This is a genomic window from Pseudomonas sp. AC355, from assembly GCF_979258205.1.
The window spans coordinates 906,011-922,119 of record NZ_OZ409843.1 but is presented as its reverse complement, the minus strand read 5'-3'; the positions used below and the strand labels follow the sequence as shown (position 1 = coordinate 922,119).

Annotated in this window: 13 protein-coding genes; 5 read left to right on the top strand and 8 right to left on the bottom strand. The window is 61.4% G+C overall.

Going from position 1 to position 16,109, the window contains the following annotated elements:
- Nucleotides 1-92: 92 nt before the first annotated feature.
- Nucleotides 93-1,097: an alpha/beta fold hydrolase gene (locus ACZ0AI_RS04445; protein ID WP_463564738.1), complete on the bottom strand. Its 1,005-nt coding sequence runs from the start codon at nucleotides 1,095-1,097 to the stop codon at nucleotides 93-95.
- A 168-nt stretch (nucleotides 1,098-1,265) separates the two neighbouring features.
- Nucleotides 1,266-3,638, bottom strand: coding sequence for a phosphoenolpyruvate synthase (gene ppsA / locus ACZ0AI_RS04440; protein ID WP_463564737.1), 2,373 nt, complete (start codon nucleotides 3,636-3,638; stop codon nucleotides 1,266-1,268).
- Nucleotides 3,639-3,813: 175 nt separating this feature from the next.
- Here ppsA and ppsR point away from each other — a divergent pair, with 175 nt between their 5' ends.
- Together ppsR and ACZ0AI_RS04430 are read left to right on the top strand one after the other, a co-directional pair.
- Nucleotides 3,814-4,632: a posphoenolpyruvate synthetase regulatory kinase/phosphorylase PpsR gene (gene ppsR / locus ACZ0AI_RS04435; RefSeq protein WP_463564736.1), complete on the top strand. Its 819-nt coding sequence runs from the start codon at nucleotides 3,814-3,816 to the stop codon at nucleotides 4,630-4,632.
- Between the two features lie 24 nt (nucleotides 4,633-4,656).
- The gene (locus ACZ0AI_RS04430; protein ID WP_463564735.1) at nucleotides 4,657-5,295 is read left to right on the top strand and encodes a LysE family translocator; all 639 of its coding nucleotides are present in this window, start codon (nucleotides 4,657-4,659) and stop codon (nucleotides 5,293-5,295) included.
- A gap of 9 nt (nucleotides 5,296-5,304) precedes the next feature.
- Here the strand turns inward: ACZ0AI_RS04430 and prpF are convergent, their stop codons facing one another.
- The 5 genes from prpF to ACZ0AI_RS04405 form a co-directional block, all read right to left on the bottom strand.
- Entirely contained in the window at nucleotides 5,305-6,492 is a 1,188-nt protein-coding gene (prpF, locus tag ACZ0AI_RS04425; RefSeq protein ID WP_463564734.1) for a 2-methylaconitate cis-trans isomerase PrpF, read from the bottom strand.
- 72 nt (nucleotides 6,493-6,564) lie between these two features.
- On the bottom strand, nucleotides 6,565-9,165 hold the full coding sequence (gene acnD / locus ACZ0AI_RS04420) for a Fe/S-dependent 2-methylisocitrate dehydratase AcnD (protein ID WP_463566051.1): 2,601 nt from the start codon (nucleotides 9,163-9,165) through the stop codon (nucleotides 6,565-6,567).
- A 114-nt stretch (nucleotides 9,166-9,279) separates the two neighbouring features.
- Nucleotides 9,280-10,407, bottom strand: a complete 1,128-nt coding sequence (prpC, locus tag ACZ0AI_RS04415; protein WP_463564733.1) for a bifunctional 2-methylcitrate synthase/citrate synthase — start codon at nucleotides 10,405-10,407, stop codon at nucleotides 9,280-9,282.
- Nucleotides 10,408-10,479: 72 nt separating this feature from the next.
- On the bottom strand, nucleotides 10,480-11,367 hold the full coding sequence (prpB, locus tag ACZ0AI_RS04410; RefSeq protein ID WP_463564732.1) for a methylisocitrate lyase: 888 nt from the start codon (nucleotides 11,365-11,367) through the stop codon (nucleotides 10,480-10,482).
- Nucleotides 11,364-12,086, bottom strand: a complete 723-nt coding sequence (locus ACZ0AI_RS04405; RefSeq protein WP_463564731.1) for a GntR family transcriptional regulator — start codon at nucleotides 12,084-12,086, stop codon at nucleotides 11,364-11,366. The genes prpB and ACZ0AI_RS04405 overlap by 4 nt, the downstream gene beginning before the upstream one ends.
- Nucleotides 12,087-12,366: 280 nt before the next feature.
- Between ACZ0AI_RS04405 and rloA the strand changes: the two genes are divergently transcribed.
- From rloA to ACZ0AI_RS04390, 3 genes are read left to right on the top strand one after another with little or no spacing between them, the layout of a single operon-like run.
- A complete protein-coding gene (gene rloA / locus ACZ0AI_RS04400; protein ID WP_463564730.1) occupies nucleotides 12,367-12,897 on the top strand; it encodes a retropepsin-like aspartic peptidase RloA in 531 nt (176 codons plus the stop codon).
- 4 nt (nucleotides 12,898-12,901) lie between these two features.
- Nucleotides 12,902-14,428, top strand: coding sequence for an osmotic stress tolerance membrane protein RloB (gene rloB / locus ACZ0AI_RS04395; protein WP_463564729.1), 1,527 nt, complete (start codon nucleotides 12,902-12,904; stop codon nucleotides 14,426-14,428).
- 4 nt (nucleotides 14,429-14,432) lie between these two features.
- A complete protein-coding gene (locus ACZ0AI_RS04390; RefSeq protein ID WP_225832692.1) occupies nucleotides 14,433-15,419 on the top strand; it encodes an alpha-L-glutamate ligase-like protein in 987 nt (328 codons plus the stop codon).
- Nucleotides 15,420-15,462: 43 nt separating this feature from the next.
- Here the strand turns inward: ACZ0AI_RS04390 and thrH are convergent, their stop codons facing one another.
- A complete protein-coding gene (gene thrH / locus ACZ0AI_RS04385) occupies nucleotides 15,463-16,080 on the bottom strand; it encodes a bifunctional phosphoserine phosphatase/homoserine phosphotransferase ThrH (protein ID WP_463564728.1) in 618 nt (205 codons plus the stop codon).
- Nucleotides 16,081-16,109: the final 29 nt, after the last annotated feature.

Sequence of the window (16,109 nt, the reverse complement as noted above, 5' to 3'; positions counted from 1 at the left end):
GTGATCGTGGCCTGCAGCATAGCTCTCTCAGACACGCGACGGGCACTGTGTGGCCAGGCGTCGCGGCGATTGACGAGGCAATCTTAGCCGGATCACGGCTTAGCAGGAATGCTCGCATCGCTTTGCTCCTGCGCGGTAGCGACTGGCGACTGCCGCTCTCCCTCGAGCCAGCGGCGAACCAGCGGCCAGACTTCGTCTTGCGCCTGCTTGCTGACCAGCATCTGCACGTGGTCGTAGTCCTGCTGAAAGCCTTGGGCACGGCTCAGGTTGACGAACTGCCTATCAACCGAGGCGAATTGCTCGAACAGCGCCCGGCACGCCGCAGGCGGACACTCGAGGTCACCCTCGCCCGCCACTGCCAGTAATGGCACCTGTACATCATTCAAACCGGCCCACCAGTCCCGCTCAGCATCGCCGAAACGACCGAACAAGCGGTGCCAGCGCAGGGTTTCCAGAGCGATGCCGATCGGCTCGTCTTCAGGCCCGCGCTTGAGCCGCGAGCCGGACAGCAGCGCAAAGCGCTTGAGCAGCAGGCGCGCCAGCCATTCGATTGGCGGCACCTTGAGCGGCCAGTAGCGGCGGCTGATTTCGCTACCGAACAGGCCGACGCTGGCGATAGCGCCCTGCTGCAGATAGCCGCCGCCCAGCGCTGCGGCGAGGGTCAGGCCGCCCAGCGAGTGGCCAAGCCAGTGCGCAGGACGCGGGTTCTTTTCGGCAACGAAGGCCGCTATTGCCGGCAAGTCGTAACGCGCATAGTCGGCCACGCAGTTGTAGCGATAGGCGAGGTTGCGCGGCGACAGGCCGTGACCACGCATTTCCGCGATCCACACATCGAACCCGGCGCGAACCAGGTACGGCGCCAAGCCTATGCACCTGGGCGAGTACCAGAAACGCCGATTGGAAAAGCTGCCGTGCAGTAGGATCACCGGTTCGCCACGCACGCACTCCTGGCCCGCCACTGCCAGACGAGTCAGCGCCAGCTCGACGCTGAAGTCCGGGCTGTTGCCAGGCTTGAGGCGGTAGACATCTTCACTCAGATCGCCACGCAACTCGGCACTGATCAGCGCTACGGGAAACAACTCACTACTGCTTTGCATCTTCTTCGCTCTGATACAGCACGCTGTCGACGACGGTTGATCACTAGTCGATAGGCCACAAAATGTCGGGAAACAGCTGGCTGTCATATAAAGCCAGCCAGCGGGAATGCGGGTCACAAAAAAGGGCAGGTAGAACCTGCCCTCGGGTCACGGTTCAGCGCATGTCAATCAGCTAGGCTGGGCTTCGGCGAGGAAGAACCAAGTTTCCAGCACCGAATCAGGGTTCAGGGAGACGCTTTCGATGCCCTGCTCCATCAGCCAGCGTGCCAGGTCCGGGTGATCCGAAGGGCCCTGGCCGCATATACCGATGTACTTGCCAGCCTTGTTGCACGCCTGGATGGCGTTCGACAGCAGTTTCTTGACCGCCGGGTTACGCTCGTCGAACAGGTGAGCGACGATACCGGAGTCACGATCCAGGCCCAGGGTCAGCTGAGTCAGGTCGTTGGAGCCGATGGAGAAGCCGTCGAAGTACTCGAGGAATTCCTCGGCAAGAATGGCGTTGGACGGCAGCTCGCACATCATGATGACCTTGAGACCATCCTGACCGCGCGCCAGGCCGTTCTCGGCCAGCAGATCGACCACCTGCTTGGCTTCGCCCAGGGTACGCACGAAAGGCACCATGATCTCGACGTTGGTCAGGCCCATCTCGTTGCGGACCTTTTTCAGCGCCCGGCATTCCAGCTCGAAGCAATCGCGGAACGACTCGCTGATGTAACGCGAGGCACCACGGAAGCCGAGCATCGGGTTCTCTTCTTCCGGCTCGTACAGCTTGCCGCCGATCAGGTTGGCGTATTCGTTGGACTTGAAGTCGGACAGCCGCACGATGACCTTCTTCGGCCAGAACGCCGCAGCCAGGGTGCTGATGCCCTCGACCAGCTTCTCGACGTAGAAATTCACCGGATCGTCATAGCCGGCGATGCGCTTCTCGACGCTTTCGCGGATTTCCGGCGGCAGGCCGTCCATGTTCAGCAGCGCTTTAGGGTGCACGCCAATCATGCGGTTGATGATGAATTCCAGACGCGCCAGGCCAATACCGGCGTTGGGCAGCTGGGCGAAGTCGAAGGCGCGATCCGGGTTGCCGACGTTCATCATGATCTTGAACGGCAGCTCGGGCATGGCATCGACGGAGTTCTTGCGAATGTCGAAGCCCAGCTCGCCTTCGAAGATGAAACCGGTGTCGCCCTCGGCGCAGGAAACGGTCACGCCCTGGCCGTCACGCAACACATGGGTGGCGTTGCCGCAGCCGACCACGGCCGGAATGCCCAGCTCACGGGCGATGATCGCCGCGTGGCAGGTACGCCCGCCACGGTTGGTGACGATGGCGCTAGCGCGCTTCATCACCGGTTCCCAGTCCGGATCGGTCATGTCGGAAACCAGCACGTCGCCGGGCTGAACCTTGTCCATTTCCGACACGTCGTTGATGACCCGCACCTTGCCGGCGCCGATTTTCTGGCCGATGGCACGACCCTCGACCAGCACGGTGCCGGTCTCCTTGAGCAGGTAGCGCTCCATCACGGTGACGTTGGCGCGGCTCTTCACGGTCTCGGGGCGAGCCTGGACGATGTACAGCTTGCCGTCGTCACCGTCCTTGGCCCACTCGATATCCATCGGGCGGCCGTAGTGCTTCTCGATGATCACCGCCTGCTTGGCCAGCTCGGTGACCTCGGCATCGCTCAGGCAGAAGCGCGCGCGTTCGGCGCGGTCGACGTCGACGACCTTGACCGACTTGCCGGCCTTGGCTTCGTCGCCGTAGATCATCTTGATCGCCTTGCTGCCCAGGTTGCGGCGCAAAATCGCCGGACGGCCCGCTTCGAGGGTGTGCTTGTGCACGTAGAACTCGTCAGGGTTGACCGCGCCCTGCACGACCGTTTCACCGAGGCCGTAGGCGCCAGTGATGAACACCACGTCGCGGAAGCCCGACTCGGTGTCGAGGGTGAACATCACCCCGGCAGTACCGGTTTCCGAGCGCACCATGCGCTGTACGCCGGCAGAGAGGGCGACCAGTTTATGGTCGAAGCCCTGATGCACGCGGTAAGCGATAGCACGGTCATTGAACAGCGAAGCGAATACTTCCTTGGCAGCGCGAATGACGTTTTCCACACCGCGGATATTGAGGAAGGTTTCCTGCTGGCCGGCAAAGGACGCATCGGGCAGGTCTTCGGCGGTCGCCGAGGAGCGCACGGCAACGGCCATGTTGTCGTTGCTACCCGCCATGGCGGCGAATGCGGTGCGGATCTGCTGGTTGAGCGCTTCGGGGAAATCGGCGTCCATCACCCACTGACGAATCTGCGCACCGGTCTTGGTCAGGGCGTTGATATCGTCGACATCCAGAGCGTCCAGCGCTTCGTGGATCTGCGCGTTGAGCCCACTCTGCTCGAGAAAGTCGCGGTAGGCCTGTGCCGTAGTGGCGAAACCACCGGGAACCGAAACGCCGGCGCCCGCCAGATTGCTGATCATCTCGCCAAGGGAGGCGTTCTTGCCCCCTACATGCTCGACATCGTGATTGCCGAGCTTATCGAGGGAAACTACGTACTCTGCCAAGGTGATCTCTCCACTTCAGTGTTGGAAAAGCTCATGGGGCTGGAAAAGCCGCCGGCTTGCGCCGTGTGGACAATGGCCTGGCCCTGGAAAATAAGTAACAATGCAAGCCCATCGGGGGCCGCAAAACTGGCCCATCATAGCCAAGATTCGCTCTCAGCTTAAGGCCATTGTCGCAATGAATCGAACCGCGTACTTCATCTCCGACGGCACCGGTATCACCGCAGAAGCCCTGGGTCAGAGCCTGCTGGCCCAGTTCGAGACCATCGGTTTCACCAAGCTCACGCGACCGTACGTCGACAGCGTGGAAAAAGCGCGGGCGATGGTACAACAAATCAATAACGCCGCCGACAAGGACGGCGCCAACCCGATCATCTTCGCCACCATCGTCAATCAGCAGATCCACGACATCCTGGCCGAGTCCCGCGGCTTCATGATCGATATCTTCTCGACCTTCCTGTCGCCCCTGGAGCAGGAGCTGAACTCGCACTCCTCCTATTCGGTGGGTAAATCGCATTCGATCATGCACAACGCCAATTACATGGAACGCATCGAGGCGGTCAACTTCGCCCTCGACAACGACGATGGCGCGCGCACGCATTATTACGACAAGGCGGACCTGATTCTGGTTGGCGTATCGCGCTGTGGGAAAACCCCGACCTGTCTGTACATGGCAATGCAGTACGGCATCCGCGCCGCCAATTACCCGCTTACCGAGGACGACATGGAACACCTGCAGTTGCCGGCCTCGCTGAAGAAGTACCGCGACAAACTGTTCGGCCTGACCATCGATGCCGATCGCCTGGCCGCCATTCGTAACGAACGCAAACCCAACAGCCGTTACTCCAGCTATGCTCAGTGCGAGTTCGAGGTGCGCGAGGTGGAAAGCCTGTTCCGCCGCGAATCGATCAACTTCATCGACTCCACACACTTCTCGGTGGAAGAAATCTCCGCCAAGATTCTGGTGGAAAAAGGCGTCGAACGGCGCTTCAAGTAACTCGCACCCTTCTGGACGTGCCCCATGACCCTGCTCGATGCCGTGCTCTTCGCCCCTGTCGCCATGCTGATCGCACTGACGCCAGGGCCGAACAACTTCTGCGCGATGAACAACGGCATTCGCCACGGCATCGGCGCGGCCGTGCTGGCGACCACAGGCCGTGCAGTGGCATTCGCCATCTTCCTGAGCATTTCCGCCATCGGCCTGGGCGCCATGCTGCTGGCTTCGGAAACAGCGTTCACGGCGATCAAATGGGTGGGCGCGCTGTACCTGCTGTATCTGGGCATCAGCGCCTGGCGCAGCCGGGAATTCAGCGGCCTGGAGCTGGACGGCGCGGTGCCTGCCGTACAGCCGCAACGGCGGATAAGCCGCCTGATGCTGCAGGAGTTTCTGATAGGTATCAGCAACCCGAAAGCAATCCTGCTGTTCGCTGCAGTGTTCCCGCAGTTCATCAAGCCGGGCCAGCCAGCCATAGAGCAGTTCGTCTACCTGGGCGCGACCTACCTGCTGGCCGAGTACGCGGCTTCGCTGGTCTATGCCCTGTTCGGCCGGCAGATTCGCCGTTTCATCCGCACCAGCCGCGGCGCGCAGCGCCTCAACCGTACCACTGGTGCGTTCTTCGTGGGTGCAGGCGGGCTGCTGATCGGCACGACACAACACTGAGCCGATAGTTTAGAAAGCATCGCCCGGTACGCGCACCCAACCTTCCATCAACACCCGCGCACTGCGGCTCATGATGGCCTTGGTTACCAGCCATTGCTTGCCGTCATGGATTGCCTCGGCGCCCACCCGCAGCGTGCCGGAGGGATGACCGAAGCGCACCGCGCTGCGCTCGCCGCCACCCGCCGCCAGATTCACCAGCGTGCCGGGAATGGCTGCCGCGGTGCCGATCGCCACCGCGCAAGTGCCCATCATCGCGTGGTGCAGTTTGCCCATGGACAGCGCGCGTACCAGCAGATCGACCTCCCCGGTCTCAACCGTTTTTCCACTCGATGACGCGTACGATTTCGGTGGGCTGACGAAGGCGATTTTCGGCGTATGTTGCCGGGTCGCCGCCTGTTCAGCGCTCTTGATCAGGCCCATGCGCAGGGCGCCGGCCACACGGATCTTCTCGAAGCGCGCGAGCTGCGCCGGGTCGCCATTGATCGCTTCGCGCAGCTCAGTGCCCTGGTAGCCAATGTCCTCGGCGTTGACGAATACCGTGGGAATGCCGGCACTGATCATGGTGGCCCTGAAGGTACCGACACCGGGCACCTCCAGGTCATCGACCAGATTGCCGGTCGGAAACATCGAGCCGCCCTCCTCGCCGTCGTCTGAAGGGTCGAGAAACTCCAGCACGATCTCTGCCGCCGGAAAGGTCACTCCGTCGAGCTCGAAGTCACCCGTCTCCAGAACCTGGCCATTGCTCACCGGAACATGGGCAATGATGGTCTTGTGGATGTTGGCCTGCCAGATGCGCACCACGCAGGTGCCGTTTTGCGGAATGCGAGCCGGGTCGATCAACCTGGCATGCAGGGCGAACGCACCCGCCGCCGTGGACAGGTTGCCGCAGTTGCCACTCCAGTCGACGAAGGCCTTGTCGATAGATACCTGGCCGTAGAGGTAATCCACGTCGTGGTCGGGCTGACTGCTCTTGGAGAGGATTACGCATTTGCTGGTACTGGAGGTGGCGCCGCCCATGCCGTCGATCTGTGCGGCGTAAGGATCGGGGCTGCCGATCACGCGCATGAACAGCTTGTCGCGAGCCTCACCCGGCACCTGGCAACGCTCGGGAAGATCCTGCAGGCGGAAGAAGACCCCCTTACTGGTGCCGCCACGCATATAAGTCGCGGGGATTTTCACTTGCGGTGCGTGGGCCATGAATGTCCGTCCTGAGTAATTAGCAGTTTTCTATGCGCGGCGCCTGGCGATCCTGCCGCGCGCCTCGCTTGGTCAGCCCTTGGCCGACTCGAGAAAGTCCTGGGCGAAGCGCTGCAACACGCCACCGGCTTCGTAGATCGACACTTCCTCGGCGGTGTCCAGACGGCAGGTCATGGGTACCTCGACGGTTTCCCCGTCACGCCTGCGGATAACCAGCGTCAGCTCGGTACGCGGCGTGCGCATGCCGACCACGTCGAACGTCTCGCTACCATCAATGCCGAGGGTCAGGCGCGTGGTGCCTGGTTTGAACTCCAGCGGCAGCACGCCCATGCCGATCAGATTGGTACGATGGATGCGCTCGAAACCTTCAGCGGCAATCGCCTCTACTCCGGCCAGTCGCACGCCCTTGGCCGCCCAGTCCCGAGATGAGCCCTGCCCGTAGTCGGCACCGGCAACGATGATCAGCGGCTGCTTGCGCTGCATGTAGGCTTCGATGCCCTCCCACATCCGCACCACCTGTCCTTCGGGTTCCAGGCGGGTCAGCGAACCCTTCTTCACCTGACCATCGACCACGGCCATTTCGTTGACCAGTTGCGGGTTGGCGAAGGTGGCGCGCTGGGCGGTCAGGTGATCGCCGCGGTGAGTGGCGTAGGAATTGAAGTCCTCTTCCGGCACGCCCATTTTCGTCAGGTATTCACCCGCAGCGCTGTCGGCCAGGATGGCGTTGGAAGGCGACAGGTGATCGGTGGTGATGTTGTCAGGCAACACCGCCAGTGGACGCATGCCGGTGAGGGTACGCTCACCGGCCATAGCGCCTTCACCCTCTTCATCCCAGTAAGGCGGACGGCGAATGTAAGTACTCATCGGCCGCCAGTCATACAGCGGGCTGATGCGCTCGCCGTTGTCCGGTTGCACGGCGAACATCGGTATGTAGACCGCATGGAACTGCTCAGGCTTGACGCTGGCAGCTACCACGGCGTCGATTTCTTCATCCGCCGGCCAGATGTCCTTGAGGCGAATTTCGCGCCCGTCGACCACGCCCAGTACGTCCTTTTCAATATCGAAGCGAATGGTGCCGGCGATGGCGTAAGCAATCACCAGCGGCGGCGAGGCCAGAAACGCCTGCTTGGCGTACGGATGAATACGCCCATCGAAATTACGGTTACCCGACAGCACGGCGGTGCTGTAGAGGTCACGCTCGATGATTTCCCGTTGGATCGCCGGATCCAGCGCGCCGCTCATGCCGTTGCAGGTCGTGCAAGCGAAGCCAACGATGCCGAAGCCGAGCTTTTCCAGCTCAGGCAACAAGCCCGCGGCCTCGAGGTACAACTGCACCGCCCGCGAGCCCGGCGCCAGAGACGACTTGACCCAGGGCTTGCGCAGCAGGCCCAACTCGTTGGCTTTTTTCGCCAACAGCCCGGCAGCAATGACGTTGCGCGGGTTGCTGGTGTTGGTGCAACTGGTGATGGCGGCGATGATCACCGCGCCATCGGGCATCAGCCCGGGCACGTCCTCCCAGGCACCGGCGATACCGCGCTCGACGAGGGCCGAGGTCGGCAGGCGTTTATGGGGGTTGGAAGGGCCAGCCATGTTGCGCACCACGCTCGACAGATCGAAGCTCAGCACCCGCTCGTACTCGGCACTGGCCAGATCGTCCGCCCACAGGCCGGTGGCCTTGGCGTAGGTTTCCACCAGGCGTACTTGCTCATCATCGCGCCCGGTCAGTTTGAGGTAATCGATGGTTTGCTGGTCGATGGCGAACATCGCCGCCGTGGCGCCAAATTCTGGAGTCATGTTGGTGATGGTCGCGCGGTCGCCCAAGGTCAGCGCCGGCACACCTTCGCCGAAGAACTCCAGGTAGGCACCGACCACCTTGGCCTGACGCAGGTATTCGGTGAGCGCCAACACCACATCGGTGGCGGTGATTCCAGGCTGCGGCCGGCCGGTCAGTTCGACGCCGATGATATCCGGCAGACGCATCCACGAGGCCCGCCCGAGCATCACGCTCTCCGCTTCTAGCCCACCGACACCGATGGCGATCACCCCCAGCGCGTCGACATGCGGTGTGTGGCTGTCGGTGCCCACGCAGGTATCGGGGAAGGCCACCCCGCCTTGCACCTGCACCACCGGCGACATCTTCTCCAGATTGATCTGATGCATGATGCCGTTGCCCGGCGGGATCACGTCGACGTTCTTGAAAGCCTTCTTCGTCCACTCAATGAAGTGGAAGCGATCCTCGTTGCGGCGATCCTCGATGGCGCGGTTCTTGGCGAACGCATCCGGGTCGAAACCACCGCATTCCACGGCCAGAGAGTGGTCGACGATCAACTGGGTCGGCACCACCGGGTTGACCTGGGCAGGATCGCCGCCCTTGTCGGCAATCGCATCACGCAGCCCGGCAAGATCCACCAGCGCGGTCTGACCGAGAATGTCATGGCACACCACACGCGCCGGATACCAGGGGAAATCCAGGTCACGGCGGCGCTCGATCAGTTGCGTCAGCGACGCAGTGAGCGTGGCCGGATCACAGCGGCGCACCAGGTTCTCCGCCAGCACTCGCGAGGTGTACGGCAGCGTGGCGTAGGCACCAGGCTGGATGGCATCGACCGCCGTGCGGGTATCGAAGAATTCCAGCGAGGTGCCGGGTAGCGGCTTGCGGTTGGCGCTGTTCATGGTCAGGGTCATGGCACGAAACTCGATCACGGTGGAATAGCTGGCGCGCCGTTCGAGCCGGCTGCGCTCTTTATAGGGGGCGCGGCGCCACCGAAGTGGGCCGCGGGCGTTACTTCAGCGCTGATCCAGCGCCACGAACGGACGCTGCTCGACGCCGGTATATTCGGCACTGGGGCGAATGATTCGGTTATTGGCACGCTGCTCGAACACGTGAGCCGTCCAGCCGGAAACCCGAGAGCAGACGAAGATCGGCGTGAACAACTTTGTGGGGATACCCATGAAGTGATACGCCGAGGCGTGGTAGAAGTCGGCGTTGGGGAACAACTTCTTCTGCTCCCACATGACCCGGTCGATGGCTTCGGAAACCGGGAACAGCACCTTGTCGCCCACTTCATCGGCGAGTTTTCTGCTCCAGCCCTTGATCACCTCGTTGCGCGGGTCGGACTCCTTATAGATCGCGTGGCCGAAGCCCATGATCTTGTCCTTGCGCTCGAGCATCGCCAGGGTGCCGGCAGTGGCGTCTTCTGCCGAGGCGAAGCGCTCGATCATCTCCATCGCCGCCTCGTTGGCACCGCCATGCAACGGCCCGCGCAGGGAACCGATGGCCGCGGTGACGCAGGAGAAGATGTCGCTGAGCGTCGAGGCGCACACCCGCGCAGTGAAGGTCGATGCATTGAACTCATGCTCGGCATACAGAATCAGCGACACGTTCATCACCTTGACGTGCAGCTCGCTGGGCTTTTTGCCATGCAGCAGCGCCAGGAAATGACCGCCGATGGTCGGTTCACTGCTGCTGCAATCGATACGTTGGCCTTCGTGGGTGAAGCGATACCAGTAGGTCATGATCGCCGGAAAGGCGCCGAGCAGTCGGTCGGCCTTGTCGCGCTGCTGCTCGAAACTGGTCTCGGGCTCGAGGTTGCCCAGCACCGAGGCGCCGGTACGCATCACGTCCATGGGATGGGCATCCTTGGGAATGCGCTCCAGCACTTCCTTGAGCGCTGCGGGCAGATCACGCAGGCCCTGGAGTTTCTTCAGGTAGCCATCCAGTTGCACCTGGTTGGGCAGCTCGCCATACAGCAGCAGGTAGGCGACTTCCTCGAAGATCGCCCCTGCGGCCAGCTCGCGCACGTCATAACCCCGATAGGTCAGGCCGGCACCGGTCTTGCCCACGGTGCACAGTTCGGTCTGCCCGGCTACCTGGCCACGCAGGCCAGCGCCACTCAACACTTTTGCTTCAGCCATTGCTCGCTCCCGTTTTCTTGAAATTGTCGGATGTGCAATTCGTACCGCGCCGCCTCATCAGCGGAACGGGTTTCAGCTCTTTTTCTGGGCAAACAACGCATCGAGGTGCTGCTCGAAAGCGTGATAGTCGATGCGCTCGTATAGCTCCATGCGAGTCTGCATGGTGTCGATGACATTCTGCTGCGTGCCATCACGACGAATTGCCGTGTAGACGTTTTCCGCCGCCTTGTTCATGGCGCGAAATGCCGAGAGCGGATAGAGCACCAGGCCCACATCGGCCGAGGCCAGCTCATCGGTGGTGAACAGCGGCGTGGAGCCGAACTCGGTGATGTTGGCGAGAATTGGCGCCCTCACCCGAGCGGCGAAGGTCTTGTACATCTGCAACTCGGTGATGGCTTCCGGGAAGACCATATCGGCGCCGGCCTCGACACAGGCTGCGGCACGATCCAGAGCGGCTTCCAGACCCTCGACGGCCAACGCATCGGTACGCGCCATGATCACGAAACTGTCGTCGGTACGCGCGTCCACTGCGGCCTTGATGCGGTCGACCATTTCCTGCTGGGAAACGATCTCCTTGTTCGGCCGGTGACCGCAGCGCTTGGCACCCACCTGATCCTCGATATGGATCGCGGCGGCGCCAAACTTGATCATCGACCTGACAGTACGCGCCACATTGAATGCCGAACTGCCGAAGCCGGTATCCACATCGACCAACAGCGGCAGGTCGCAGACATCGGTGATGCGCCGCACATCGGTGAGCACGTCATCTAGCCCGGTGATGCCGAGATCCGGAAGCCCCAGAGAACCAGCGGCAACGCCACCGCCCGACAGATAAATAGCCTTGAATCCGGCGCGCTTGGCCAACAGCGCATGGTTGGCATTGATGGCGCCGACGACTTGCAACGGCTGCTCGTTGGCGACCGCATCGCGAAAGCGCTGACCTGGCGTGCTTTGACTCATGACTTGCCTCGGGACTTGACGGTGATGGGATGGGCGCCCTGGTAATGGCGCTCGATATTGCGCCTGGAGGCGCCGATGTGCCGGCGCATCAGCAACTCGGCCAACTCGCCATCACGCTCGGCAATGGCGTCGAGAATGCGGTGGTGCTCGGCGAACGCCTGGGGCGGACGGTTGGGCGTAGCGGAGAACTGGATACGGTACATGCGCACCAGTTGATAAAGCTCACCGCAGAGCATCTTCACGAGGGTGCGATTGCCGCTGCCGTGGATGATGCGGTAATGAAAGTCGAAGTCGCCTTCCTGCTGGTAATAGCCCACTCCGGCCTGGAAGGCTTCATCGCGCTCATGGGTATCCAGCACCCTGCGCAGATCATCGATTTCGGCCTCGCTCATACGTTCGGCAGCCAATCGGCAGGCCATGCCTTCGAGGGACTCGCGGATCTCGTAGAGCTCGATCAGCTCGTCACGGTCGAGTGACACCACCCGTGCTCCGACATGGGGGATGCGTACCAGCAGTCGCTGCCCTTCCAGGCGATGAATCGCCTCGCGCAGCGGGCCACGACTGATGCCATAGGTACGCGCCAGCTCGGGCTCGGAGATTTTGCTGCCTGGCGCGATCTCGCCTTTCACGATAGCCGTCTGGATACGGCGAAATACCTGTTCGGCGCGGGTCTCCGCATCCTGCTCGGCGGCCAGGACAAGCACGCTGGTTTCTTGCATATTGTCGACACACCATAGAAAAACAATGAATAAAATATAGTTAAAAAGCCTTATTCGTACAAACCCTAAATACTATTGTCGACAATAAACAGTTTCTCTCCTTGAGAACGACAGCCCAGCAAGCAGACATACAAAGCCCATAACCGTCTGTCACCGCGGAAAAACCCCATGTTAGAATGCGCGCCATTCAATACCCTGGGGTGCCTGCTAGACTCCACGCCAGCGAACGCGGCCCTGCCCGAGATTCGCTCTACTGATCGCGATCCACCCGACAGGATTTATGAGACTCAAGCCCTTTCCCCTGCTTTTCTGCCTATTGCTCCTGCCCGGCTTTGCCGTGGCAGCGGACAAGACCATCTATGGCCTGAACGAATACGTCAGCCTCGACATCGATGTGGAGGTGGCCGCCAAGCTCGACACCGGCGCCCAGACCGCATCACTCAGCGCCCGTGATATCGAACGTTTTAAACGTGACGGCGAGCGTTGGGTGCGTTTCTATCTGGCCATCGATGATGCCCACGCGCACCCGATCGAGCGGCCGCTGGCACGTATCAGCAAGATCAAGCGACGTGCTGGCGATGTCGACTCCGACGACGAAAAGACCTACACGGCACGCCCGGTCGTCGAGCTCGACGTGTGCATGGGCGGCGTCAGGCGCCAGATCGAAGTGAACCTTACCGATCGCAGTGCCTTCCAATACCCTCTTCTGATCGGCTCCGATGCACTCAAGCGCTTCGATGCCCTGATCGACCCAAGTTTGAAATACGCAGCAGGGAAACCTGCCTGTACCACCGCAAAATCCGGCGAGTAATTCCATGCGCTCTCTCACCCTGCACCTGAAAATCCTCATCACCATCCTGGTGAGCCTGGGGATCGCGATTACGGCCTATCAGATATTCGTGCTTGGCATCCCGGTCAGCAGCGACGAGACCGATGACCTGTGGAACATCGACACCCGCGTCGAATTCCAGGCCAACGGCCGCGACCCGATCAAGCTGCAGATGTTCGTGCCGCCGCTGAATCAGGACTACGTCAGCCTCAACGAGAGCTTCATTTCCAATAACTATGGGGTGAGCGTCAACCGTGCCGACGCCAACCGCAAGGTGACCTGGTCGGCGCGCCGCGCCAGCGGCAAGCAGACTCTTTATTACCGTTTGGTGCTGACCAAGCGCTACAGCGGTGAACAGGCCAAGGCCAAGGGCCCGATCTTCCGTGACAGCATTCCGGTCGAAGGCCCCGAGAAGATCGCCGCAGAAGCCCTGTTGGCGCCGATTCGTCAGCACTCGGCCGACGTCGAAACCTTCATCAGCGAGACCATCAAGCGCGTCAACAACACCAATGACGACAACGCCAAGCTGCTGCTCGGCGGCGATGCTTCCACGACCAAAAAGGCCCAGGCCGTCGAACTGCTGCTGTCCATCGCCCACGTACCAATGGAGCGCGTCCACACCATTCGCCTGGCTGCCGACATCCAACAGAGCCCGGAGCTGTGGCTGCGCAGCTTCAACGGCGATCGCTGGCTGTACTTCAACCCGGAAACAGGTGAACAAGGCCTACCGAACGATCGCCTGGTCTGGTGGACGGGTGACGAACCGCTGGTCACCCTCGATGGCGGCCGCCAGGCAACCACCACCTTCACGCTCAACAACAGCGAGATGAACGCCATACGCCTCGCTCAGCTGACCGATGAGAACACCGACGCCGACTTCCTGGAGTACTCGCTGTACGGCCTGCCGCTGCAGACCCAGCAAACCTTCATGATCATGGTGATGATCCCCATCGGCGTGCTGGTCATTCTGATCCTGCGCAACCTTGGCGGCCTGCAGACCCTGGGCACCTTTACCCCGGTGCTGATCGCCCTGGCCTTCCGCGAGACGCAGCTGGGCTTCGGTATCTTCCTGTTCACGGTGATCACCGCGCTCGGCTTGTCGCTGCGCTCCTACCTGGAACACCTGAAGCTGCAGATGCTGCCACGCCTGTCGGTGGTACTGACCTTCGTGGTCGTGCTGATCGCCACCATCAGCCTGTTCAGTCACAAGCTGGGCCTGGAACGCGGCCTGTCCGTAGCCCTGTTCCCGATGGTGATCCTGACCATGACCATCGAACGCCTGTCGATCACCTGGGAAGAACGTGGCGGTAGCCATGCCTTCAAGGTTGCCATCGGTACCTTGTTCGCCGCCACCATCGCGCATCTGCTGATGAGCGTGCCGGAACTGGTCTACTTCGTCTTCACATTCCCGGCGATTCTGCTGATTCTGGTGGGCTTCATGCTGGCGATGGGTCGCTACCGCGGCTACCGCCTGACCGAACTGTTCCGCTTCAAAGCCTTCCTGAAGGATTGAGCCAATGTTAGGTCTCTGGAAAACCTGGAAGGCCCTTGAAGCCAAAGGCATCATGGGTATCAACCGACGCAATGCGGACTACGTGCTGAAGTACAACAAACGGCACCTGTACCCCATCGTCGACGACAAGATCATCACCAAGGAGCGGGCGATTCAGGCCGGCATCCACGTACCGGAAATGTACGGGGTGATCTCCACCGAGAAGGAGATCGACAACCTCGACAAGATCATTGGCGAGCGTAGCGATTTCGTCGTCAAGCCGGCCCAGGGTGCTGGCGGTGACGGCATTCTGGTAATCGCCGACCGTTTCGAGGATCGCTTCAAGACGGTATCCGGCAAGATCGTCAGCCACTCTGAGATCGAACAGCAGATTTCCAGCATCCTCTCGGGGCTGTATTCCCTCGGCGGACACCGGGATCGTGCGCTGATCGAATACCGGGTGACTCCGGACAGCATCTTCAAGAGCATCAGCTACGAAGGTGTGCCGGACATCCGCATCATCGTGCTCATGGGCTACCCGGTAATGGCCATGCTGCGTCTGCCGACCCGTCAGTCGGGCGGCAAGGCCAACCTGCACCAGGGCGCCATCGGCGTTGGTGTGGATCTGGCAACCGGCGTGACCCTGCGCGGCACCTGGTTGAACAACAAGATCACCAAGCACCCGGACACCACCAATGCGGTAGACGGCGTGCAGTTGCCGAACTGGGATGGCTTCATGAAGCTCGCCGCTGGCTGTTACGAGCTATGCGGCCTGGGCTACATCGGCGTGGACATGGTGTTGGATCAGGACAAAGGCCCGCTGATTCTCGAGCTCAACGCCCGCCCCGGCCTAAACATCCAGATCGCCAACGATTGCGGCCTGACCCATCGCGCCCATGCGGTGGAGGCACGCCTGGAAGAACTGGCTGCCAAAGGCATTCAGGAAAACGCCGAAGAGCGCACGCGCTTCTCTCAGGAACTGTTCGGCCACATCCCGCCTGCAGAAATCTGAGCCCTGCCCTGCTGCCGACGCCCGTCGGCAGCAGGCAACCCTCTTACAGACTCAACTGACGATTGGACGCCTTGAGGAACTCTGCCTTGAGGTCGGTGAACGTGTGCACGGCCGGAAATTGCGGGAATTCGCGAATCACGTTTTCCGGGGCATGGAACAGAATGCCGGCGTGGGCCTCGCTGAGCATGGTGGTGTCGTTGTATGAATCACCAGCAGCGATGACACGGTAATAGAGGCTCTTGAAAGCCAGCACCGATTGACGCTTGGGATCCCTCTGACGCAGCTGATAATCCACCACGCGGTCGGTATCGTCGGTGATCAGGCGATGGCACAGCAGCGTCGGAAAACCCAACTGGCGCATCAGCGGCTGGGAGAACTCATAGAAGGTGTCCGACAGGATCACCACCTGGAAGCGCTCGCGCAGCCAGTCGACGAACTCAACGGCGCCGTCCAGCGGCTTCAGCGTGGCGATCACTTCCTGGATATCCGACAGCTTCAGGCCGTGCTCGTCGAGGATGCGCAGGCGCTGCTTCATCAACACGTCGTAATCGGGAATGTCCCGGGTGGTCGCCTTGAGGGATTCGATTCCGGTCTTCTCGGCAAAGGCGATCCAGATCTCGGGAACCAGTACACCTTCCAGATCGAGGCAAGCGATTTCCACGGCACACTCCTACGTTGGGCTTGAAAGTT

What these genes read in the sequence shown, in the direction of transcription:
- prpB (WP_463564732.1), bottom strand. Translation starts at nt 11,367, where the DNA reads ATGAGTCAAAGCACGCCAGGTCAGCGCTTTCGCGATGCGGTCGCCAAC.
- rloB (WP_463564729.1), top strand. Translation starts at nt 12,902, where the DNA reads ATGCGCTCTCTCACCCTGCACCTGAAAATCCTCATCACCATCCTGGTG.
- rloA (WP_463564730.1), top strand. Translation starts at nt 12,367, where the DNA reads ATGAGACTCAAGCCCTTTCCCCTGCTTTTCTGCCTATTGCTCCTGCCC.
- prpF (WP_463564734.1), bottom strand. Translation starts at nt 6,492, where the DNA reads ATGGCCCACGCACCGCAAGTGAAAATCCCCGCGACTTATATGCGTGGC.
- acnD (WP_463566051.1), bottom strand. Translation starts at nt 9,165, where the DNA reads ATGAACAGCGCCAACCGCAAGCCGCTACCCGGCACCTCGCTGGAATTC.
- ACZ0AI_RS04390 (WP_225832692.1), top strand. Translation starts at nt 14,433, where the DNA reads ATGTTAGGTCTCTGGAAAACCTGGAAGGCCCTTGAAGCCAAAGGCATC.
- ppsR (WP_463564736.1), top strand. Translation starts at nt 3,814, where the DNA reads ATGAATCGAACCGCGTACTTCATCTCCGACGGCACCGGTATCACCGCA.
- ACZ0AI_RS04430 (WP_463564735.1), top strand. Translation starts at nt 4,657, where the DNA reads ATGACCCTGCTCGATGCCGTGCTCTTCGCCCCTGTCGCCATGCTGATC.
- ACZ0AI_RS04445 (WP_463564738.1), bottom strand. Translation starts at nt 1,097, where the DNA reads ATGCAAAGCAGTAGTGAGTTGTTTCCCGTAGCGCTGATCAGTGCCGAG.
- ACZ0AI_RS04405 (WP_463564731.1), bottom strand. Translation starts at nt 12,086, where the DNA reads ATGCAAGAAACCAGCGTGCTTGTCCTGGCCGCCGAGCAGGATGCGGAG.
- prpC (WP_463564733.1), bottom strand. Translation starts at nt 10,407, where the DNA reads ATGGCTGAAGCAAAAGTGTTGAGTGGCGCTGGCCTGCGTGGCCAGGTA.